General features: G+C 60.0%; 19 protein-coding genes. 14 read left to right on the top strand and 5 right to left on the bottom strand.

Going from position 1 to position 20,832, the window contains the following annotated elements; translation table 11 throughout:
• Positions 1-47: 47 nt before the first annotated feature.
• The 3 genes from KHO07_RS28440 to aspA all read right to left on the bottom strand — a co-directional run bounded on the left by KHO07_RS28440 (position 48) and on the right by aspA (position 4,468).
• Positions 48-1,052, bottom strand: a complete 1,005-nt coding sequence (locus tag KHO07_RS28440) for an asparaginase (RefSeq protein WP_212626120.1) — start codon at positions 1,050-1,052, stop codon at positions 48-50.
• Positions 1,053-1,188: 136 nt separating this feature from the next.
• The gene (locus tag KHO07_RS28435; protein WP_212626119.1) at positions 1,189-2,637 is read right to left on the bottom strand and encodes an alanine/glycine:cation symporter family protein; all 1,449 of its coding nucleotides are present in this window, start codon (positions 2,635-2,637) and stop codon (positions 1,189-1,191) included.
• Between the two features lie 406 nt (positions 2,638-3,043).
• Complete coding sequence (gene aspA, locus KHO07_RS28430; protein ID WP_034149344.1) at positions 3,044-4,468, bottom strand: aspartate ammonia-lyase; 1,425 nt, start codon at positions 4,466-4,468, stop codon at positions 3,044-3,046.
• A 180-nt stretch (positions 4,469-4,648) separates the two neighbouring features.
• On the opposite strand from aspA, the gene KHO07_RS28425 reads away from it, so the two are divergent.
• The 5 genes from KHO07_RS28425 to KHO07_RS28405 all read left to right on the top strand — a co-directional run bounded on the left by KHO07_RS28425 (position 4,649) and on the right by KHO07_RS28405 (position 8,391).
• Entirely contained in the window at positions 4,649-5,557 is a 909-nt protein-coding gene (locus tag KHO07_RS28425) for a LysR substrate-binding domain-containing protein (RefSeq protein ID WP_212626118.1), read from the top strand.
• 272 nt (positions 5,558-5,829) lie between these two features.
• Positions 5,830-6,321, top strand: a complete 492-nt coding sequence (gene purE, locus KHO07_RS28420) for a 5-(carboxyamino)imidazole ribonucleotide mutase (RefSeq protein WP_034149342.1) — start codon at positions 5,830-5,832, stop codon at positions 6,319-6,321.
• A gap of 11 nt (positions 6,322-6,332) precedes the next feature.
• Positions 6,333-7,415: a 5-(carboxyamino)imidazole ribonucleotide synthase gene (locus KHO07_RS28415; protein ID WP_212626117.1), complete on the top strand. Its 1,083-nt coding sequence runs from the start codon at positions 6,333-6,335 to the stop codon at positions 7,413-7,415.
• 111 nt (positions 7,416-7,526) lie between these two features.
• On the top strand, positions 7,527-7,772 hold the full coding sequence (locus tag KHO07_RS28410; protein WP_212626116.1) for a GlsB/YeaQ/YmgE family stress response membrane protein: 246 nt from the start codon (positions 7,527-7,529) through the stop codon (positions 7,770-7,772).
• Positions 7,773-7,854: 82 nt separating this feature from the next.
• Positions 7,855-8,391 carry a DUF3299 domain-containing protein gene (locus KHO07_RS28405; protein ID WP_212627704.1) on the top strand — a complete coding sequence of 179 codons (537 nt, stop codon included), beginning with the start codon at positions 7,855-7,857 and terminating at the stop codon, positions 8,389-8,391.
• Between the two features lie 75 nt (positions 8,392-8,466).
• On the opposite strand, the gene KHO07_RS28400 is transcribed toward KHO07_RS28405, so the two are convergent.
• Both KHO07_RS28400 and KHO07_RS28395 read right to left on the bottom strand, forming a co-directional pair.
• Positions 8,467-9,366 carry a D-hexose-6-phosphate mutarotase gene (locus tag KHO07_RS28400; RefSeq protein WP_212626115.1) on the bottom strand — a complete coding sequence of 300 codons (900 nt, stop codon included), beginning with the start codon at positions 9,364-9,366 and terminating at the stop codon, positions 8,467-8,469.
• A gap of 72 nt (positions 9,367-9,438) precedes the next feature.
• Positions 9,439-9,843 carry an acyl-CoA thioesterase gene (locus tag KHO07_RS28395; protein ID WP_007896491.1) on the bottom strand — a complete coding sequence of 135 codons (405 nt, stop codon included), beginning with the start codon at positions 9,841-9,843 and terminating at the stop codon, positions 9,439-9,441.
• 363 nt (positions 9,844-10,206) lie between these two features.
• Here KHO07_RS28395 and KHO07_RS28390 point away from each other — a divergent pair, with 363 nt between their 5' ends.
• From KHO07_RS28390 to KHO07_RS28350, 9 genes are all read left to right on the top strand, one after another.
• Positions 10,207-11,505, top strand: a complete 1,299-nt coding sequence (locus tag KHO07_RS28390; protein WP_150735848.1) for an MFS transporter — start codon at positions 10,207-10,209, stop codon at positions 11,503-11,505.
• Between the two features lie 201 nt (positions 11,506-11,706).
• Entirely contained in the window at positions 11,707-12,708 is a 1,002-nt protein-coding gene (locus KHO07_RS28385; RefSeq protein WP_150735847.1) for a phosphate ABC transporter substrate-binding protein PstS, read from the top strand.
• A gap of 464 nt (positions 12,709-13,172) precedes the next feature.
• Positions 13,173-15,206 (top strand): ABC transporter permease subunit, encoded by a 2,034-nt coding sequence (locus KHO07_RS28380; RefSeq protein ID WP_212627703.1) that lies wholly within the window; start codon positions 13,173-13,175, stop codon positions 15,204-15,206.
• A gap of 16 nt (positions 15,207-15,222) precedes the next feature.
• Positions 15,223-16,893, top strand: a complete 1,671-nt coding sequence (gene pstA, locus KHO07_RS28375; protein ID WP_150735845.1) for a phosphate ABC transporter permease PstA — start codon at positions 15,223-15,225, stop codon at positions 16,891-16,893.
• A gap of 163 nt (positions 16,894-17,056) precedes the next feature.
• Positions 17,057-17,890 carry a phosphate ABC transporter ATP-binding protein PstB gene (pstB, locus tag KHO07_RS28370; RefSeq protein WP_045057806.1) on the top strand — a complete coding sequence of 278 codons (834 nt, stop codon included), beginning with the start codon at positions 17,057-17,059 and terminating at the stop codon, positions 17,888-17,890.
• Positions 17,891-17,961: 71 nt separating this feature from the next.
• The gene (phoU, locus tag KHO07_RS28365) at positions 17,962-18,723 is read left to right on the top strand and encodes a phosphate signaling complex protein PhoU (protein ID WP_008150055.1); all 762 of its coding nucleotides are present in this window, start codon (positions 17,962-17,964) and stop codon (positions 18,721-18,723) included.
• 168 nt (positions 18,724-18,891) lie between these two features.
• A complete protein-coding gene (locus KHO07_RS28360; RefSeq protein ID WP_150735844.1) occupies positions 18,892-19,806 on the top strand; it encodes a response regulator in 915 nt (304 codons plus the stop codon).
• Between the two features lie 261 nt (positions 19,807-20,067).
• Positions 20,068-20,391 carry a type II toxin-antitoxin system RelE/ParE family toxin gene (locus KHO07_RS28355; protein ID WP_075947072.1) on the top strand — a complete coding sequence of 108 codons (324 nt, stop codon included), beginning with the start codon at positions 20,068-20,070 and terminating at the stop codon, positions 20,389-20,391.
• Positions 20,392-20,395: 4 nt separating this feature from the next.
• Positions 20,396-20,707 carry an XRE family transcriptional regulator gene (locus KHO07_RS28350; RefSeq protein WP_150735842.1) on the top strand — a complete coding sequence of 104 codons (312 nt, stop codon included), beginning with the start codon at positions 20,396-20,398 and terminating at the stop codon, positions 20,705-20,707.
• Positions 20,708-20,832: the final 125 nt, after the last annotated feature.

The following is a 20,832-nucleotide window of genomic DNA, read 5'->3' as shown; positions in this document are numbered from 1 at the left end:
GGTAATTATGTATGGCGTGTCGGCGTCAGGTTCGTGCAGGTATGGGGTCAGCTAAGCTCGCCACACATATCCAGCTCAATCAGGCGTCGTACTTCAGCGTTATCCAGATTGGCGCCCAACAGCGCATGGAGTTTGCCGAACGCGGCTTCACGGGTCATGCCGCCACCGGACAACACGCCCGCGCCACGCAAGCGGCTGCCGGCTTCATAGACATCCAGCTCGACCCCGCCTTCATGGCATTGCGTGACCGCGACCACAACGATGCCCTGATCCTGCGCACGCTTGAGGCGGGCGAGAAATTCGGGGTTGTCACTCGGCCCGGTACCACTGCCATAACACTCCAGCACCAGACCCTGAATGCCGCTGGCGAACAAGCCATCCAGCACCTCGGCGCTGATGCCGGGAAACAATGGCAACACCGCGACGCTAGCCAGTTGCCTGGATTGGTTGTAATTCAGTCGGGCCGGAATCGAAGCCGCTTTCGCACCGCCGCCCTGACGCTCCAGCCGCTTGAACGGATGCCGACCGAAACTGCGCACTTTGGCGCAGCGGGTCGGGTCCAGAAGCTCGCCGTGGAAGTACAGATGCACGCCCGGCGCCAGGCCTTGGCCCAGGGCAACCAGCGCGCCGCCGAGGTTTTCCCACGCATCGCTGTCGGTGACGCCGGCCGGCAGCATCGAGCCGGTGAAGCAAACGCGGGCCTGCGAGCCGAGCAATTGAAAACTCATGGCAGCGGCGCTGTAGGCCAGAGTGTCGGTGCCATGCAGGATCAGCACGCTGTCGCAGCCTTGCACATCAACGGCGTCGACGACCGCTTCACGCAGTTGCTGCCAGTAGGCCGGGGTCATGTTGGCGCTGTCGATCAGCGGCGACATCTCGCGAAAACGCCATTGCGGTACCACGAGATCAGGCTGGCTGTGCAGGTACTCGCGCATCCGCGCTTCGAAACCGGACGCCGGGGCCAGGCCGTTGGCGCTCGCTTGCATGCCAATGGTGCCGCCGGTATAGAGCACCATGACGTGCTGAGCGGCAGGGTAGGTCGAGGAATTCATGGAGCTGCTCCGAGAACAATGACGTCCTGCAGGAACCGGCTTGCTGGCGATGGCCTGATCATCAACATGGATGTTGAGAGTGATGGCCTCATCGCGAGCTTGCTCGGTCCCACAGGGGATGTCGCACTTTAACCGATCAGCGTTGCGCTGCGGTCACGCCTTGCAGCTCAGGCTGAGCCTGCGCGGCGGCTGGCGGATTCGCCGGCCAGGCCTGGCGATCGAGATCCAGATCCGGGAACTTGCTCGAATCGAACACTGGGGTCTTGATCCCGGCAGCGCGCTGGTCATCGTAGTCACGCAGGATGCGCATGCCGACCTTGAACAGCAAGAACAGCGCGATCAGGTTGACGAAGGCGAGCAGGGTCATGGTGATGTCGGCGAAGGCGAACACGGTGCCGAGGTTTTCGATGGCACCCCAGAAAATCAGGACCAGTACCAGCGCGCGATAACCCATCAGCGCTTTGCGGTTTTCACCGATCAGGAAGCGCAGGTTGTTCTCGCCCAAGTAGTAGTTGTAGAGAATCGAGGTGAACACGAACAACGCCAGCGCCACGGAAATGAACATCCGGCCCCAGTCGCCGACAACGGCGGCCAGGGAGTTCTGGGTCAGGGCAATGCCGTCGCCTTCGAAACCCGGGGTGTAGAAACCGGAGAGCAGGATCAGCAACGCCGTGCAGGTGCAGATCACGAACGTATCGAGGAACACACTGAACGCTTGGACCACGCCCTGTGCCACCGGGTGCTCGACTGCGGCAACCGCTGCCACGTTAGGCGCACTGCCCAGGCCCGCTTCGTTGGCAAACACGCCGCGTTTCACGCCCATGATGATGGCGCTGCCGATAAGGCCGCCGAAGGCCTGGTCCAGACCGAAGGCACTCTTGACGATGGTCATCAACATGCCCGGCACCTGGTCGAACTGCAACACGATCACGTAAATGGTCACGCCGATGTACACCAGGGTTTTCACCGGCACCAACAGGTCGGCGACCTTGGCGATACGCTTGATCCCGCCGATGAACACCAGGCCCAGCAGCACGGCCAGGCCGATACCGGTGTAAGTCGTGTCGAGACCGAACGCATTGTTCAGCGAGTGAGTCACGGCGTGGGCTTGCAGGCCGTTGAAGGCGAACCCGAAGGTCACCAGCAACAGGAACGCCATCAACATGCCAAGCCAGCGTTTTTGCAGGCCGTGCTGAATGTAATAGGACGGGCCGCCACGGAACTGGCCTTCGGAGTCGCAGCGCTTGTAGAGCTGGCCGAGGGAGCATTCAAAAAAGCTGCTGGACATACCGACCAGGGCGGTCACCCACATCCAGAACACCGCGCCCGGCCCGCCGAGGGTCACGGCGATGCCGACACCGGCGATGTTACCTGCGCCAACACGGCCGGCAAGGCTGAGCATCAGGGCCTGGAACGAACTGAGTTGCCCGGCGCTGCTTTTGAGGCTGTCGCGAAACACCGCGAACATGTGGAAGAAGTGACGCAATTGAACGAAACGCGAGCGGATCGTGAAGTAGCTACCGAGCCCGACAATGAGCACGATCAGTACTTTCCCTGAGAGGAAGTCGTTAATGACTTCGAGCATGGATTATTCCTCGCTGTTTTTTGTGTAAGCAAATGCTGGCCGGTCAGACACATCGAGTTACATCAGTTGGCACTTGGCACAACAGGCGGGTCGATGTCCGTCCCGGTTTCATATCGCGGGTTTGTTATTAGTTCGGGTTTCGCATGGGTTCAGGTCTCGCTACCGACGACCGCCCACGTGAAGAGGGGCGGCACTATACCGATGGGAGTGCCATCCGTCTGCACGGTTGTGGTGCATGCACCGATTCTATCGACGCCGGTTTCTTGTAGGAGCCGGCTCCCACAGATTCTGCATTGTTGGAAAACGGTTAAAAAAAAGGGCTTGGAGATTGATCTCCAAGCCCTCAAAAGGTGAGAGGTGTCTAGTCCCTCGACCTGGTGAGCGGTGCTACAGGTAACGCGTCGGTTCAGGCTTTAAGCGGAACCAGGCGCGGAGCAATCATGTTTTCCGGGCGCAGGATGTCGGCGAGCATTTCTTCGTCGAGCAAGCCTTCTTCGCGCACCAGTTCTAGCACGCCGCGGCCGCTTTCAAGCGCGATACGGGCGATGCGGGTGGCGTTTTCATAGCCGATGTACGGGTTCAGCGCAGTCACCAGACCAATCGAGTGCTCGACCAGTTCACGGCAGCGCGCTTCGTTGGCGGTGATGCCGGTGATGCAGTGTTCGCGCAGCATGTCCATGGCGCGTTGCAGCAGGCGGATCGAGTCGAAGATCTTGAATGCGATCAGCGGCTCCATCACGTTCAGTTGCAGCTGGCCGCCTTCGGCCGCGATGGTCAGGGCCAGGTCGTTGCCGATGATCTGGAACGCCACCTGGTTAACGGCTTCCGGGATAACCGGGTTGACCTTGCCTGGCATGATCGAGCTGCCTGGCTGACGCGCCGGCAGGTTGATTTCGTTGATACCGGTGCGTGGGCCGCTGGACAGCAGGCGCAAGTCGTTGCAGATCTTCGACAGCTTGACCGCGGTGCGCTTGAGCATGCCGGAGAACAGGACAAAGGCGCCCATGTCGGAGGTGGCTTCGATCAAGTCGGCCGCCGGTACCAGCGGGTGACCGCTGATGGTGGCCAGACGCTGAACGGCCAGGTGCTGGTAGCGCGGGTCGGCGTTGATGCCGGTTCCGATCGCGGTGCCGCCCAGGTTCACTTCGGTCAGCAGCTCGGGTGCCAACGTTTTCAGGCGTGCCAGGTCTTCGCCCAGGGTCGTGGCGAATGCGCGGAATTCCTGGCCAAGGGTCATCGGCACGGCGTCTTGCAGCTGGGTACGGCCCATCTTCAGGACGTGGCTGAATTCTTCACCTTTGGCGGCGAACGACTGGATCAGGCTGTCGAGGCTGGCCAGCAGCGCGTCGTGACCCAGCAGCAGACCCAGGCGGATCGCGGTCGGGTAGGCGTCGTTGGTCGACTGCGCCATGTTCACGTCGTTGTTCGGGTGCAGGTACTGGTATTCGCCTTTCTCGTGACCCATTGCTTCGAGGGCAATGTTGGCGATCACTTCGTTGGCGTTCATGTTGGTGGAAGTACCGGCGCCACCTTGAATCATGTCCACCACGAACTCTTCGTGGAAATCGCCGCGGATCAGTCGTGCACAGGCTTCGCTGATGGCAGCGTGCTTGGCTTCGCTCAGGTGACCCAGCTCGCGGTTGGCGTCAGCGGCGGCTTGTTTCACCATCGCCAGGCCGACAACCAGCTTCGGGTAATGCGAAATCGGAACGCCGGAGAGACGGAAGTTATTCACCGCTCGCAGGGTCTGGATGCCGTAATACGCTTGAGCCGGTACTTCAAGTACGCCAAGCAGGTCTTTTTCTGTGCGGAAAGATGCAGCGGAGGACATGATAGAAATCATCTCGATATGGACCCGGTCTGTGCCGGAACGCTGCAAATGCTAGGCTTGTGGAGAATTTTGGGCCAATGCTGTTAAACACTGGCCTATGCACATTCGGCATAATGCCGATGTGACGCCGCGTTGATGGCGAGCGTGTGACCTAATTTGGTGCGTGTCCGGGAGGACGTGATGAATCTGGAAAGTAAATGGCTGGAGGACTTCAGTGCCCTGGCCGCCACCCGCAGCTTCTCCCAGGCTGCGGAACGACGCTTCGTGACTCAGCCGGCGTTCAGCCGGCGAATCCGCAGCCTTGAAGCGGCGTTGGGGCTGACACTGGTCAATCGCTCGCGCACGCCGATCGAGCTGACAGCGGCGGGGCAATTGTTTCTGGTGACGGCGCGCACCGTGGTCGAACAGCTCGGTGAAGTACTGCGCCATCTGCATCATCTGGAAGGCGGGCAAGGCGAAGTCATGCAAGTCGCTGCCGCACACTCCCTGGCGCTGGGTTTCTTTCCGCGCTGGATCGCGCAGCTGCGCAACGAAGGTTTGAACATCGCCACGCGGTTGGTCGCGACCAACGTCGGTGACGCGGTGCACGCGTTGCGCGAAGGGGGTTGCGACTTGATGCTGGCCTTCTACGATCCGGATGCGGCGATGCAGATGGACCCGGAAATCTTCCCGTCTCTGCACTTGGGGCACACCGAGATGTTGCCGGTCTGCGCCGCGGACGCCGACGGCAAGCCGTTGTTCGACCTGGAAGGCGAGGGCAGTGTGCCGCTGCTGGCTTATAGCGCCGGTGCGTTTCTCGGGCGTTCGGTGAACCTGCTGTTGCGCCAACGGGCGCTGCGCTTTACCACGATCTACGAAACCGCCATGGCCGACAGCCTCAAAAGCATGGCGCTGGAAGGCCTCGGAATCGCCTGGGTGCCGCAACTCAGCGTGCGCGCCGAACTGGCGCGAGGGGAGTTGGTGGTGTGCGGTGGACCGCAGTGGCATGTACCACTGGAGATTCGTTTGTACCGCTGCGCGCTCGTGCGCAAGGCCAACGTGCGGTTGTTGTGGCGCAAGCTCGAAGGCGGCGCGGCACAAAGTTCTTAAACCCACCCAATTACTCTGTGGGAGCTGGCAAGCCAACTTCCACAGAGTAATTGGGTGGTGTCTTTTCGCTGACCTTCAGGTCAATAAAACCGGGCTTTTGCGGCAGATGACAGATGGTCGTTTCGGGGGCTGTTTATCTGCTTCATTGAGGTATACTGCGCGGCCTTCGGCCGGTTGCGACTGGCCATAATTCGAACAAACAAGCCACGCATTCTGCGTGGCTTGTTGTTTTTTGATGCGCCTGCGGGCGCCCAGAGAGAAGAGGCACGACGATGAGTGCATTGGTTGGCGTGATCATGGGCTCCAAGTCCGATTGGTCCACCCTTAGCCACACCGCCGATATGCTGGAAAAGCTCGGCATCCCTTACGAGGTGAAGGTGGTGTCCGCTCACCGCACCCCGGACCTGCTGTTCCAGTACGCTGAAGAAGCCGAGGCGCGTGGCATCGAGGTGATCATCGCCGGTGCTGGCGGCGCGGCCCACTTGCCTGGCATGTGTGCGGCCAAGACCCACCTGCCGGTACTGGGCGTGCCCGTGCAGTCGGCGATGCTCTCGGGCGTCGATTCGCTGCTCTCCATCGTGCAGATGCCGGCCGGCATTCCGGTTGCCACCCTGGCCATCGGCAAGGCTGGCGCGATCAACGCCGCGCTGTTGTCGGCGAGTATCCTGGGCGCCAAGCACCCGCAGTTCCATGAAGTGCTGAAAACCTTCCGTGCTGAGCAGACAGACAGCGTCCTGGAAAATCCAGACCCACGCATCGCCTGAGGTTGTTGACGATGAAGATCGGTGTAATCGGTGGCGGCCAGTTGGGTCGCATGTTGGCGCTGGCGGGTACTCCGCTGGGTATGAACTTCGCTTTCCTCGACCCGGCGCCTGACGCTTGCGCGGCGGCATTGGGCGAGCACCTGCGGGCCGATTACGGCGATCAGGATCACCTGCGCCAACTGGCCGATGAAGTCGATCTGGTGACCTTCGAATTCGAAAGCGTGCCGGCGGAAACCGTCGCGTTCCTGTCGCAATTCGTCCCGGTGTACCCGAGCGCCGAAGCACTGCGCATCGCTCGCGACCGCTGGTTCGAAAAGAGCATGTTCAAGGACCTGGGGATTCCGACCCCGGCGTTCGCCGACATTCAGTCCCAGGCTGATCTGGATGCCGCCGTGGCTTCCATCGGTCTGCCTGCCGTGCTCAAGACCCGCACCCTGGGTTACGACGGCAAGGGCCAGAAAGTCCTGCGTACCGCTGAAGACGTGGTTGGCACCTTCGCCGAACTGGGCAGCGTCGCCTGCCTGCTGGAAGGCTTCGTGCCGTTCACTGGCGAAGTCTCGCTGATCGCCGTGCGTGCCCGCGATGGTGAAACAAAATTCTACCCGCTGGTACACAACACCCACGACAGCGGCATCCTCAAACTGTCCGTGGCCAGCACCGACCACCCGTTGCAAGCCCTGGCCGAAGATTACTCCAGCCGTGTGCTCAAGCAGCTGGACTACGTCGGCGTGATGGCGTTCGAGTTCTTTGAAGTCGACGGTGGCCTCAAGGCCAACGAAATCGCCCCGCGCGTGCACAACTCCGGGCACTGGACGACCGAAGGCGCCGAGTGCAGCCAGTTCGAAAACCACCTGCGGGCCGTTGCCGGTCTGCCGTTGGGTTCGACGGCCAAGGTCGGCGAGAGCGCGATGCTCAACTTCATCGGTAAAGTGCCGGACACCGAGAAGGTCATCGCGATCGCCGATTGCCATCTGCATCACTACGGCAAGGCGTTCAAGGCAGGCCGCAAGGTCGGCCACGCCAACCTGCGTTGCGCAGACCGCGAAACCCTCGCCGCGCAGATCCTCAAGGTCGAAGCGCTGATCGCCGAGTAAAACAGTTTCATGTGGCGGCGGCGGAACCATTGCGGTGCCGCCGTTCTCTCATGGCAGGATGCGAAAGTCTGACTAGGCTTTCGCATAGCCAATCATTCAGAGGGAAATGCCATGGGAATCATCGGAACCATCTTTATCGGCTTGATCGTCGGCTTGCTTGCTCGGTTCCTGAAACCGGGTGATGACAGCATGGGCTGGATCATGACCATCCTGCTCGGTATCGGCGGTTCGCTGGCGGCCACTTATGGCGGCCAGGCGTTGGGCATTTACCAGGCCGGCGAAGGTGCCGGTTTTATCGGTGCGCTGGTGGGCGCGGTGGTGTTGCTGGTGATCTACGGCCTGATCAAAAAGAACTGATTCAAGCGACAAAGTCCTCTCGGCCGCGCAGTCCGGGAGGACTAGAATGCTCGGCGATTTCCTTTCCTTGCCGAGCATCTCCATGCGCCGTCTTTTGCTGACTCTTGTTTTACTGGGTACGGGCCTTGCCCATGCCGGCGAACTGCCGGAAACCGACTGGCTCGAACTGATGCCCAAGTCGGATCAGAAAGCCCTCGAGGCAATGCCCGAAATCGACCACGACTCCCCCGAGGCCAATGGCACCTTTACCGAAAAGGGCGGCATGAAGCAGAGCAAGGGCTTGCCGGCGGTGATGTATTCGACCAAAACCGTAGCGTCGATGAACGACAAAACCATCCGCATAGGAGGTTATCCGGTGCCGCTGGAGTCCGATGCCAAGGGCAACAGCACGCTGTTTTTCCTCGTGCCATACCCCGGCGCCTGCATCCATGTGCCGCCGCCGCCACCGAATCAATTGGTGCTGGTGCGCTATCCGAAGGGCTTGAAGCTCAGTGATATCTACACGCCGCTGTGGGTCACCGGCACGTTGAAGGTCGAGAAGGTCAGCAATGATCTGGCGGATGCGGCCTACGCGCTGGATGCGGCGAAGGTGCGGGTCGTGCAGGAATCGGATCTGTAAAAACACTGCAGGAGCCGGCTTGCTGGCGATCGCCATCTTGAGGACGCCATCGCCAGCAAGCCGGCTCCTACAGGTTTAAAGCGGTTTGCTGCCGATGCTGACGCCGAGGGTGTGGGTGGCACCCGGCGCCAGGTTCACGACATCCCCCATCACATTCGCCGTTTCGATGCACAACATGCGCTGCCAGCCGTCGTCGGCCATGTCGCTGAATGCGGCAGCACGGTCGACCCAGGGGTTCCAGATCACCGCCGAGCGCGAACCCGTACTTGTCAGTTCGATGCGTCGCTCCCAGGCCGGGTCGACGATGCTCAGCAGCGGCGGGGCGTCGAGGTAGATGCGGTCGGTTTCGCCGGTAAAGCGCAGGTCGCCGGACTGCTTCTTGGTTGCCCAGTCTTCCAGGGTTTCGATGTAGCTCAAGCCATCCACGCCTTCGACGTGCACGTTGCGCACATCGCTGACGGCAAAGTAACTGTGCAGGGCCTGGCTGATGGTGACTGGTTGCTGGCCCGTGTTATGGCTGGTCAGGCTGATGTGCAGTTGCTCGTCCAGGCGAATGCTCAGCTTCAAATCCACTTGATGCGGCCAGCCTGGCAATCCGCCTTCGGGGTAGGGCAGCAAGAATTCGATTTTCAGGCTTTCGCCCTCGGCTTCGATGCCGCCCAATTCCCAGTCCATCCCCCGCACCAGGCCATGAGCCGTTGGTGCTTGGTTGCTGACGCGCATCGCTTTAACGCTCTGCGGGTTGCGCTCGAAGTTGCCGAACCACGGCCAGCACACCGGCACACCGGCGCGGATGCTTTTGCCGGTCTTGAACACCGCCTCATCGTTGAGCCAGATCAGCGGCGGCTGCCCCGCCAGTTGATAACTGAGGATGTGCGCGCCTTGCTGGGCCACCAGTAATTCGGCCTGACCGTGGCGGATGCGCCAGCAGTTCAGTTCATCCAGTTTGACGGCTTCAACGTTGGGCGTGTTCATGGGACAGCTCTCGATCAGTAACAGGACTGCAATGGACCGCGAATCGGGCGTCGGGTTTAACGCTTCCCGGTTTTAACGAGCGCGCGGCGGAACCGAGCGGGTACGGCCGCTGCCATCGATGGCGACGAACACAAATACCGCTTCAGTGACTTTGCGCCATTCGCTGGACAGCGGATCGTCGCTCCAGACCTCGACCATCATCTGGATTGAGCTGCGGCCGATTTCCAGTGCCTGGGTATAGAAGGAGAGCTGAGCGCCCACCGCCACTGGAACCAGGAACGCCATGCGGTCGATCGCGACAGTGGCAACGCGACCACCGGCAACCTTGCTGGCCATCGCGGTGCCGGCCAAATCCATCTGTGCTACCAGCCAGCCGCCGAAAATGTCGCCAAAGCCGTTGGTTTCGCGGGGAAGTGCGGTAATTTGCAAGGCCAGGTCGCCTTGCGGGATCGGATCTTCTTGTTCGAGCTCTATCATGCCGGGGGTGCCTCTGACCCGTGACTCTTCGTTGGTGCTGCTGGTGGTAGCCGTCTTCGGGAAAAACGATTCAGCACCGAACATACTACGTTCGTCACGTTTTTCGTAAGGCGCCTAAAGGGAAACTCTGCGAAATCGCCTATGACACTTTCAGGCGTTTTCGCACAGCAACCCTTGCAAGCCGTCGCACAGTTGCGAGTATATCGGTCGGTAGACTCCGAGACGACCGTCCGGTTCTCATTTTGACCGTCAATTACGCACCTCTATGTGCTTTTTCGAACAATTTGCTATCGTGCCGGTCCTGCCCGAGCCCTCGCCAGCGTTGTTGGGGCGGCAGATCTGACTATTAGAGAAGCCCTTGCCATGACCACAGCGCCCTCGAGTATCGCGCAGCCATCCCAATCCGCACGTCCGCTGACCCGCAACGACTACAAGACGCTGTCGTTGTCGGCCTTGGGCGGGGCGCTGGAATTTTACGACTTCATCATTTTCGTGTTCTTCGCGACCGTGGTGGGCAAGCTGTTCTTCCCGGCGGACATGCCCGAATGGCTACGCCTGATGCAGACCTTCGGCATCTTTGCCGCTGGCTATCTGGCGCGGCCGCTGGGCGGCATCGTGATGGCGCACTTCGGCGACCTGCTGGGGCGCAAGAAGATGTTCACCCTGAGCATTTTCATGATGGCCGTGCCGACCCTGATCATGGGCCTGCTGCCGACCTACGCGCAGATCGGCATGTGGGCGCCGATTCTGTTGCTGTTGATGCGGGTGATTCAAGGCGCGGCGATTGGCGGCGAGGTGCCGGGGGCGTGGGTATTCGTTTCCGAACACGTGCCGCAGCGGCACGTCGGCTATGCCTGCGGGACCCTGACCAGTGGCCTGACGGCAGGCATCCTGTTGGGCTCTTTGGTCGCTACCGCGATCAACAGCCTCTATACCCCGGTGGAAGTGGCGGATTACGCCTGGCGGATTCCGTTCCTGCTGGGCGGCGTGTTCGGCCTGTTTTCGGTGTACCTGCGCCGCTGGCTGCACGAAACCCCGGTGTTTGCCGAGCTGCAACAACGCAAGGCCCTGGCCGAGGAAGTGCCACTGCGTGCGGTGCTGCGTGACCATCGTGGCGCCATCGCCATTTCGATGTTGCTGACCTGGTTGCTGTCCGCCGCCATTGTAGTGTTGATCTTGATGACCCCGACCGTTCTGCAGACGGTCTATCACTTCTCGGCAACCTCGTCGCTGCAAGCGAACAGCGTGGCGATCGTGTTCCTGAGCTTCGGTTGCATCATTGCTGGCGCACTGGCCGATCGTTTTGGTGCGGGGCGTGTCTTTGTCTTCGGTTGCACGGCGTTGCTGGCCAGCTCCTGGACCTTCTATCACAGCCTGGCTGATCATCCTGACTGGCTGTTCCCGATGTATGCCTTGACCGGTCTGCTGGTCGGCACCATCGGTGCGGTGCCGTACGTGATGGTCAAGGCGTTCCCGCCGGTGGTGCGCTTCAGCGGTTTGTCGTTCTCCTACAACGTGGCTTACGCGATCTTCGGGGGGCTGACGCCGATGATCGTCAGCCTGCTGCTCAAAGAAAGCCCGATGGGCCCGGCTTATTACGTGGCAGTGCTGTGTGGCGTCGGAATTCTGGTGGGCGCATATCTCTGGAAGAAAGGGCGTTAGTTCTGGCCTCATCGCCAGCAAGCTGGCTCCTGCCCAAGACTGCAGGAGCCGGCTTGCTGGCGATTGGGGGCGCATGAATCTTCCGGTAAAAACGCGAATAGTGGCCTTTCATCCAATTGTCATATTTCAGCCATAGAGTGTTCACATGGCCTGCTGATACTGAGCCCCGAATTAACACACCCTATCTGCTAGGAGTAAGGCATGAAACTGAAGCGTTTGATGGCGGCAATGACTTTTGTCGCTGCTGGCGTTGCGACTGCCAACGCGGTTGCCGCTGTTGACCCTGCTATCCCGAGCTACACCAAGACCACTGGTGTGTCGGGCAACCTGTCCAGCGTTGGTTCCGACACTCTGGCTAACCTCATGACCCTCTGGGCTGAGAACTACAAAAAAGAATACCCGAACGTAAACATCCAGATTCAGGCCGCCGGTTCTTCTACCGCGCCACCTGCGCTGACAGAAGGCACCGCTAACCTGGGCCCGATGAGCCGCAAGATGAAGGACAACGAACTGCAAGCCTTCGAAACCAAATATGGCTACAAGCCAACCGCTATTCCGGTTGCCGTGGACGCCTTGGCCGTATTCGTACACAAAGACAACCCGATCAAGGGCCTGACCATGGCTCAAGTCGACGCGATTTTTTCTTCGACTCGTCTGTGCGGCGCTAAAGCCGACGTGAAAACCTGGGGTGACCTGGGCGTGACCGGTGACCTGGCCAACAAGCCAGTTCAACTGTTTGGTCGTAACTCGGTATCCGGTACCTACGGCTACTTCAAGGAAGAAGCCTTGTGCAAAGGCGACTACAAGCCAAACGTGAACGAGCAACCCGGTTCGGCTTCGGTCGTGCAGTCGATCAGCAGCTCGCTTAACGGCGTTGGCTACTCGGGTATCGGCTACAAGACTGCCAGCGTGAAAACCGTTGCCCTGTCCAAGAAAGAAGGCGGCGAGTTCATCGAAGACACCGAAGAAAACGCCCTGAACGGCAAGTACCCGCTGTCGCGCTTCCTCTATGTCTACGTCAACAAAGCCCCGAACAAGCCGCTGGCTCCGCTGGAAGCTGAGTTCGTGAAACTGATTCTGTCGAAACAGGGTCAGGAAGTTGTTGTGAAAGACGGTTACATCCCACTGCCAGCCAAAGTTGCTGCAAAAGCACTGGCTGACCTGGGTCTGCAAGAAGGCGGCGCTGCAGTCGTAAAGAAGTAACAAACTGAGTCCGGGTTAGTCCCGGACTCAGTAGGAGCCGGCTTGCTGGTGAAGGCATCACCGCGGTGAACCTGTCGAACAGTGTCTACCGCATCGCCAGCAAGCCGGCTCCTACAACCCCAATTCTCTATCCGCTGCCGGTTCTACCGGGGGGCGGATTTGTCGCGTCACTGCACTGTCATCTTTCTGTCATACAGGATCGCTAGGGTGTGCGAATGAATGATCTGGCCAATTCCAACATGACTAATAATCCCCCCAAGCGAATTGATTTCAATACGCCTGAGTTGCAACGCAAGCGCCGCATTCGCGCGCTCAAGGATCGCTTCACCCGCTGGTACGTCCTCATCGGCGGCCTGGCGGTACTGGCAGCCATCACCCTGATCTTCTTCTTCCTCGCCTATGTCGTTGCGCCCCTGTTCCAGGGTGCCAGCCTGACGTCCAAGGACGCGATCACGCCAGCCTGGATGCAAGACGCCGGCAAGCCGTTGATGTTCTCTCTGGAAGAGCAAAACCAGGTGGCCATGCGGGTTTCCGACAAGGGCCAGGCATTGTTCTTCGATATCGACAGTGGCGCCGAACTCAAGCGCGTCGATCTGCCTGTTCCGGCCGGCACCACCGTGACCTCCATCGGTAAAGACCAGCCAGGCCAACCGCTGGTGGCCGTGGGCTTGTCCAACGGTCAGGCACTGGTGTTCCGTCACACCTATAAAGTCAGCTACCCGGACGGCAAGAAAACCATCTCGCCTGCCATCGAGTATCCGTACGGCGAAACGCCGATTGCGCTGAACGAGGCGGGCGGTGCGCTGGAGCACGTCAGCCTCAACGCTACCGATTCGACGTTGATGCTGGTGGGTTCCACCGGTTCGCAACTCAATGTTTTGTCGCTGACCAGCGAAGAAAACATGATGACCGGCGAAGTCACCAACGAGCAGACACGTATCGAACTGCCGCAAATGACCGAGCCAGTGAAGAACATCTTCGTCGACCCGCGTCAGCAGTGGTTGTACGTGATTAACGGTCGTGCCCAGGCCGACGTGTTCAGCCTGCGCGACAAGAGCCTCAACGGCCGCTACAAACTGCTGGAAAACGGCGATGCTGAAATCACTGCCAGTACGCAACTGGTGGGCGGTATCTCGCTGATCCTTGGCGATTCCAAGGGTGGCCTGGCCCAGTGGTTCATGGCCCGCGACCCGGATGGCGAACAGCGCCTGAAGCTGATCCGTACTTTCCAGATGGGCTCCACGCCGATCATTGAGATCACCGCCGAAGAGCGCCGCAAGGGCTTCGTTGCCCTCGATGCTTCCGGCAAGCTCGGCGTGTTCCACAGCACCGCGCACCGCACCCTGCTGGTTGACCAGGTGGTCGAAGGCCAGGGCCTGTTCGGGCTGTCGCCGCGTGCCAACCGCATCATCGTGGAAGCCGGTGGCAAGCTGCAGCCGTTGCTGCTCGACAACCCGCACCCGGAAGTTTCATGGAGCGCGTTGTGGAGCAAGGTTTGGTACGAGAACTACGACGAGCCTAAATACGTCTGGCAATCGACCGCCGCCAACACTGACTTCGAACCGAAACTGAGCCTGTCGCCGCTGACCTTCGGTACCTTGAAGGCCGCGTTCTACGCCATGCTGCTGGCCGCTCCACTGGCCGTTGCCGCTGCGATCTACACCGCGTACTTCATGGCCCCGGGCATGCGCCGCAAGGTCAAGCCGGTGATCGAACTGATGGAAGCGATGCCGACGGTGATCCTCGGTTTCTTCGCCGGCCTGTTCCTCGCGCCGTATGTGGAAGGACACCTTCCGGGTATCTTCAGCCTGTTGATGCTGCTGCCGATCGGCATCCTGGTCGCCGGTTTCACCTTCAGTCGCCTGCCTGAGTCGATCCGCCTGAAAGTCCCGGATGGCTGGGAAAGTGCGCTGCTGATCCCGGTGATCCTGTTTGTGGGCTGGTTCTCGCTGTACATGAGCCCGTTCATGGAGAACTGGTTCTTCGGCGGCGACATGCGCATGTGGATCTCCCATGACCTGGGCATCACCTACGACCAGCGCAACGCACTGGTGGTGGGTCTGGCCATGGGCTTCGCGGTCATCCCGAACATCTACTCCATCGCCGAAGACGCCGTGTTCAGCGTGCCGCGTGGCCTGACCCTCGGTTCCCTGGCCCTCGGTGCCACGCCGTGGCAAACCATGACTCGCGTGGTGATCCTCACCGCCAGCCCGGGCATTTTCTCGGCGTTGATGATCGGCATGGGCCGCGCGGTCGGTGAAACCATGATCGTGTTGATGGCCACCGGTAACACCCCGGTCATGGAAATGAACCTGTTCGAAGGCCTGCGCACCCTCGCCGCCAACGTCGCGGTGGAAATGCCCGAGTCGGAAGTCGGCGGCAGCCACTACCGCGTGCTGTTCCTCTCGGCGCTGGTGCTGCTGCTGTTCACCTTCGTCATGAACACCCTCGCGGAACTGATTCGTCAGCGTCTGCGCAAGAAATACTCGTCGCTTTAAGCAAAGGTAGAAGTCTGTGAAACAGAACTCCCTGAAAGGATGGTTCAAGAGCGGCGCCCCCGGCGTCTGGATCAGCGGTGGCGCGGTGTCCATCGCGGTCATCATGACCATTGGCCTATTGGCCGTGATTGCCGTGCGCGGCCTGGGTCACTTCTGGCCCGCGGACCTGGTGCACGCCAGCTACGACGTGCCGGGCCAGGCCAATCACCTGGTGATCGGCGAAATCGTACAGAAGGAAGAAGTGCCGCGTGCCCGCCTGAAGAGTGCCGGTTTGCCGGTGCCTGACGAAGGCCCGGAATTCATGACCCGCGAGTTGATCAAGGTTGGCAACCGCGACTTGAACGGCAACGACTTCACGTGGATTGTCGGCGAGTGGCTAACCAACCTGAAGACCCCGGTCGAATTGATGGCCATCGAGCGTCGCGAGTGGGGCAACTTCTACGGTTACCTGGTCAACGTCAAACAGGACGGCAAGGTCATCGCTGAAGGCGAAGCTGCCTGGCCTGAGTTGCAAGCGCGGATCAACCGTGTGAATCAGCTGGCCGCGCAACTCAAGACGCTGGAGAAGGTCGACATTGGCGCGATCAACGCCGGTCTCGAACGCATCCGCCTGCACGGCCGCAAGCTGGAACTGGACGGCAAGCTCGACGCGGCCGCGCAAGCGGACATGGAATCCGAGCGCGCCGAACTCAATGCCCGTTATCAGGAGATCGAGGCTCGCCTGGGCGACCTGCACGCGCAGTTCAACCGCGACAGCCTCACCGCCCGTGATGCCAACGGCAAGGAAATCGAAATCGGCCTGGGCAAAGTGGTGCACGCCTACCAGCCAAACGCCATGGGCACCTTCACCAAGATCGGCTTCTACTTCAGCAAGGTCTGGGAATTCCTGAGCGACGATCCGCGTGAAGCGAACACCGAAGGCGGGATTTTCCCGGCGATCTTCGGCACCGTGATGATGACCCTGATCATGGCGATGATCGTGACCCCGTTCGGTGTGCTGGCGGCGGTGTACCTGCGTGAATACGCCAAGCAGAACACCCTGACCCGGGTGATCCGCATCGCGGTGAACAACCTGGCAGGTGTGCCGGCCATCGTTTACGGCGTATTCGGTCTGGGCTTCTTCGTTTACGTGCTGGGTGGTTCGGTCGACCGCTTGTTCTTCCCTGAAGCCTTGCCGGCCCCGACCTTTGGTACGCCGGGTCTGCTCTGGGCTTCGTTGACCCTGGCGCTGCTGGCGGTGCCGGTGGTGATCGTGGCCACCGAAGAAGGCCTGGCGCGGATTCCTCGCACCGTGCGTGAAGGCTCGTTGGCCCTCGGCGCGACCAAGGCTGAAACCTTGTGGAAGATCGTGCTGCCGATGGCCAGCCCGGCCATGATGACCGGCATGATCCTCGCCGTGGCCCGTGCCGCCGGTGAAGTGGCGCCGCTGATGCTGGTGGGTGTAGTGAAACTGGCGCCGTCGCTGCCGTTGGACGGCAACTACCCGTACCTGCACCTGGACCAGAAGATCATGCACCTGGGCTTCCACATCTATGACGTCGGCTTCCAGAGCCCGAACGTTGAAGCTGCACGTCCGCTGGTATACGCCACGGCATTGCTGCTGGTGCTGGTGATCGCGACGTTGAACCTGTCGGCGGTGTACATCCGTAACCACCTGCGCGAGAAGTACAAGGCGCTGGATAGCTAATCACCCTGTAGGAGCCGGCTTGCTGGCGATGGCATCACCGCGGTGAACCTGGCAGACCGAGTCGCCAGCATCGCCAGCAAGCCGGCTCCTGCAAAAAATTGTGTAATCCGCGGGTACGACCCTCGGCCTACCGAACCGAATTTGTTAGCACAGGGAGCCTCCCATGCAGCACGAAACACATACCCACGGCATCAACATGTCGGCCCTGGGTCGCGACAAACAGAGCCTGAACCTCGAGCAGGAAACCGTAGCCATTGAAGTGCCGGGCCTGAGCCTGTTCTACGGCGACAAACAAGCGCTGTTCGACGTCAGCATGAACATCCCGAAACAGCGCGTGACCGCCTTCATCGGCCCGTCCGGCTGCGGCAAATCCACGCTGCTGCGCACCTTCAACCGCATGAACGACCTGGTCGATGGCTGCCGCGTCGAAGGCGCGATCAACCTGTACGGCAACAACATCTACCGCAAGGGCGAAGACGTGGCCGAACTGCGTCGTCGCGTCGGCATGGTGTTCCAGAAACCCAACCCGTTCCCGAAAACCATCTACGAGAACGTGGTCTACGGCCTGCGTATCCAGGGCATCAACAAGAAACGCGTGCTCGACGAAGCCGTCGAGTGGGCGTTGAAAGGCGCGGCGCTGTGGGACGAAGTCAAAGACCGTCTGCATGAGTCGGCATTGGGCCTGTCCGGTGGTCAGCAGCAACGTCTGGTGATCGCGCGCACCATCGCCGTGGAACCGGAAGTGCTGTTGCTCGACGAACCGTGCTCGGCACTCGACCCGATTTCGACGCTGAAAGTCGAAGAGCTGATCTACGAACTGAAATCGAAGTTCACCATCGTTATCGTGACCCACAACATGCAACAGGCCGCGCGGGTTTCCGACTACACGGCGTTCATGTACATGGGCAAACTGGTGGAATTCGGCGACACCGACACCCTGTTCACCAATCCGGCGAAGAAGCAGACCGAAGACTACATCACCGGTCGCTACGGCTAGGAAGCTGTGGTTGTTCACTGAACTGACGCTGCGGCCCACCGCACCTTACCGGACGCTCCAAGGACGCCAACATGATTAGTAAAGAAGGCCTTACCCATCACATTTCCGCGCAGTTCAACGCCGAGCTTGAGGAAGTGCGCAGCCACCTCCTGGCCATGGGCGGGCTGGTCGAGAAGCAGGTCAACGATGCGGTGACCGCGCTGATCGAGGCCGACTCCGGCCTGGCCCAGCAGGTGCGCGAGATCGACGACCAGATCAACCAGATGGAACGCAACATCGACGAAGAATGCCTGCGCATTCTGGCCCGTCGACAGCCAGCGGCATCGGACCTGCGTCTGATCATCAGCATCTCCAAGTCGGTGATCGACCTGGAGCGCATCGGTGACGAAGCGACCAAAATCGCCCGCCGCGCCATCCAGCTGTGCGAAGAAGGCGAAGCGCCGCGCGGTTATGTCGAGGTTCGCCACATCGGTGACCAGGTGCGCAACATGGTGCGCGATGCGTTGGACGCATTTGCCCGTTTCGACGCCGACCTGGCGTTGTCGGTGGCGCAGTACGACAAGATCATCGACCGCGAATACAAGACCGCCCTGCGCGAGCTGGCGACCTACATGATGGAAGACCCACGCTCTATCTCGCGGGTCTTGAGCATTATCTGGGTGCTGCGTTCGCTAGAGCGGATCGGCGACCACGCGCGCAACATCTCGGAATTGGTGATTTACCTGGTGCGCGGCACCGATGTGCGTCACCTGGGCCTCAAGCGCATGAAAGAAGAAGTTGAAGGAACAAGCGGTGAAACCGCTAATGTTCCGGGCAAAGCTGACGATAAGTAAGGTTGCCCAAGCAAAGCGCCCGGCCTTTTGGCCGGGCGTTTTTGTTTGCGGTCCACGAATTCGAAAAGCAGCACCCGCGAACGAAAAGAGCCGGCGTGACTGAAGGTTTTTGGCAATGTGCCATCAGCAAAGCGGTATGCTTGCCGGGATTTTTTAAAGGGGTTATGGATGAGTAAGGTCAGTGTTTTGGTCGTGGACGATGCCTCGTTCATTCGTGACCTGGTGAAGAAATGCCTGCGTAACTATTTCCCGGGCATGCGGATCGAAGACGCGGTCAACGGCAGAAAGGCTCAGGCCATGCTGGCGAAGGAAGCGTTCGACCTGGTCCTCTGCGACTGGGAGATGCCGGAAATGTCCGGTCTGGAACTGCTGACCTGGTGCCGCGAGCAAGACAGCCTCAAAAGTATGCCGTTCGTGATGGTGACCAGCCGCGGCGACAAAGAGAACGTCGTCCAGGCGATTCAGGCTGGCGTGTCCGGGTATGTCAGCAAACCCTTCACCAACGAGCAACTGATCACCAAGGTCAAGCAGGCGCTGCACAAGGTCGGCAAGCTCGACGCCTTGATCAACGTCGCAGCGACTAAAACCAGCTCGGCGTTCGCTAACGACTCCCTGAGCGCATTGACCGGCGGCAAACCCGCCGTGGTTGCACCGGCTGCCGCGGCCCCTGCTGCAGCACCCTCCCGAGGATTGCTCAACAGTCCGCCGGTCAAGGCACCGGTGGCTGCTGCTGCCTCCGTCGGCGGAGGCCGTGGTCAGGGTCAATTGCGTTTGCCGAACGGCATCCAGCAATGTGTGATCAAGGCCCTGAGCCTCAAGGAAGCGCTGCTGGTGGTAAAGCGCATCGACACCCTGCCGCAAGTCCTCGACAGCGCCGTACTCGACCTGGAGCAGGGCGACAACGCCGAAACGGCGCGCCTCAATGGCTATCTGCACGCCATCGTCGCCCACGAACAAAAGCCTGACAGCGAATGGCTGCAACTGACCTTCCGCTTCGTCGACCAGGACGCGCAGAAGCTCGACTACATCTCCCGCCTGATTGCCCGTGGCACGGCGCAGAAGCACTTCATACCTGGCGCTTAAGATCGCGTCGCCTGAAAGTCCGCCATCGCGAGCAGGCTCGCTCTTGCACTGGAATGCATTTCCACGTGGAAGCGAGGCTGCTCGCAACGCGTTCTTTACTTATTCCATCTCGCCGAATGGGCAAGCCGTGATTTGATTTATATTGGTTTTGATATAGATTGCTGAGTAAGGGTTTGCGCTCGGCCACTCCTTGCAACAGTCCAGAACGTCACACATCGATTTTGCCTATTACGCTTTTCCTTCCGCCAACAGGAGAAGTCGATGGGAAGACACAAGGATGTGGTGTTTGTCGGGAGTGCGCTCAAGGATCTGAAAGCGTTTCCGGTTGATGCGCGCCGGGCTGTGGGATTCCAGCTGGATCTTTTGCAACACGGTGATGAGCCTTTTGACTGGCGACCTATGAAAACAGTAGGGCGTGGGGTCAACGAAATCCGAATCACCGAGGAGTCGGGGGCGTTTCGCGTGTTCTATGTGGTTAACCGACCGGAGGCAATCTACGTGTTGCACGCCCTTCAAAAGACCACTCGAAAAACCGAAACGCGAGACATCGAACTGGCACGCGCCAGATATCAGGAAATAGGTTAATGCCATGAAGGATCATCAAAACCCGTCCCAGCGTTTTTCGAGTGTTTGGGATGCGTTGGAAGAGACTCCGCAGGAAGCGGCTAATATGCGTCTACGCGCCAAACTGATGCGCACACTTTGCGCCACCATTCGAGCCTGGGAGCTTCCGCAGAAAGAGGCGGCCAAGCGTCTTGATATATCCCAGCCACGGCTCAACGACATGCTTAACGGCAAGATCGACAAGTTTTCTCTGGATGCATTGGTGAATTTGTCAGCCGCTGCAAAGCTTGAAGTCGACATCTGCTTCCCATCGACCCAGACGCTTCAATTGGCCTGACTCGTTCGATGCCAGACAATCGCTCCCACAGGCAACATCAACTCTGTGGGAGCGCGTCTGCTCACGATGGCGTCAGTACGATCACCGTTGATCCCCCGCAATGCCCATTCTGAAACAACTGTCGA

It is taken from the genome of Pseudomonas sp. PP3 (genome assembly GCF_905336995.1).
Classification (GTDB): domain Bacteria; phylum Pseudomonadota; class Gammaproteobacteria; order Pseudomonadales; family Pseudomonadaceae; genus Aquipseudomonas; species Aquipseudomonas reinekei.
Note: the sequence above shows the minus strand (reverse complement) of the source record. Positions and strands in the feature narration are given on the sequence as shown.

Excerpts from the sequence above, each read along its gene's own strand:
- KHO07_RS28410 (WP_212626116.1), top strand. The coding sequence starts at position 7,527 with ATGGGAATCATCGGAACCATCTTTATCGGCTTGATCGTCGGCTTGCTT.
- pstB (WP_045057806.1), top strand. The coding sequence starts at position 17,057 with ATGCAGCACGAAACACATACCCACGGCATCAACATGTCGGCCCTGGGT.
- purE (WP_034149342.1), top strand. The coding sequence starts at position 5,830 with ATGAGTGCATTGGTTGGCGTGATCATGGGCTCCAAGTCCGATTGGTCC.
- KHO07_RS28390 (WP_150735848.1), top strand. The coding sequence starts at position 10,207 with ATGACCACAGCGCCCTCGAGTATCGCGCAGCCATCCCAATCCGCACGT.
- aspA (WP_034149344.1), bottom strand. The coding sequence starts at position 4,468 with ATGTCCTCCGCTGCATCTTTCCGCACAGAAAAAGACCTGCTTGGCGTA.
- KHO07_RS28380 (WP_212627703.1), top strand. The coding sequence starts at position 13,173 with ATGCAAGACGCCGGCAAGCCGTTGATGTTCTCTCTGGAAGAGCAAAAC.
- KHO07_RS28440 (WP_212626120.1), bottom strand. The coding sequence starts at position 1,052 with ATGAATTCCTCGACCTACCCTGCCGCTCAGCACGTCATGGTGCTCTAT.
- KHO07_RS28360 (WP_150735844.1), top strand. The coding sequence starts at position 18,892 with ATGAGTAAGGTCAGTGTTTTGGTCGTGGACGATGCCTCGTTCATTCGT.
- KHO07_RS28425 (WP_212626118.1), top strand. The coding sequence starts at position 4,649 with ATGAATCTGGAAAGTAAATGGCTGGAGGACTTCAGTGCCCTGGCCGCC.
- KHO07_RS28415 (WP_212626117.1), top strand. The coding sequence starts at position 6,333 with ATGAAGATCGGTGTAATCGGTGGCGGCCAGTTGGGTCGCATGTTGGCG.
- KHO07_RS28400 (WP_212626115.1), bottom strand. The coding sequence starts at position 9,366 with ATGAACACGCCCAACGTTGAAGCCGTCAAACTGGATGAACTGAACTGC.
- phoU (WP_008150055.1), top strand. The coding sequence starts at position 17,962 with ATGATTAGTAAAGAAGGCCTTACCCATCACATTTCCGCGCAGTTCAAC.
- KHO07_RS28405 (WP_212627704.1), top strand. The coding sequence starts at position 7,855 with ATGCGCCGTCTTTTGCTGACTCTTGTTTTACTGGGTACGGGCCTTGCC.
- KHO07_RS28385 (WP_150735847.1), top strand. The coding sequence starts at position 11,707 with ATGAAACTGAAGCGTTTGATGGCGGCAATGACTTTTGTCGCTGCTGGC.
- KHO07_RS28435 (WP_212626119.1), bottom strand. The coding sequence starts at position 2,637 with ATGCTCGAAGTCATTAACGACTTCCTCTCAGGGAAAGTACTGATCGTG.
- KHO07_RS28355 (WP_075947072.1), top strand. The coding sequence starts at position 20,068 with ATGGGAAGACACAAGGATGTGGTGTTTGTCGGGAGTGCGCTCAAGGAT.
- KHO07_RS28395 (WP_007896491.1), bottom strand. The coding sequence starts at position 9,843 with ATGATAGAGCTCGAACAAGAAGATCCGATCCCGCAAGGCGACCTGGCC.
- KHO07_RS28350 (WP_150735842.1), top strand. The coding sequence starts at position 20,396 with ATGAAGGATCATCAAAACCCGTCCCAGCGTTTTTCGAGTGTTTGGGAT.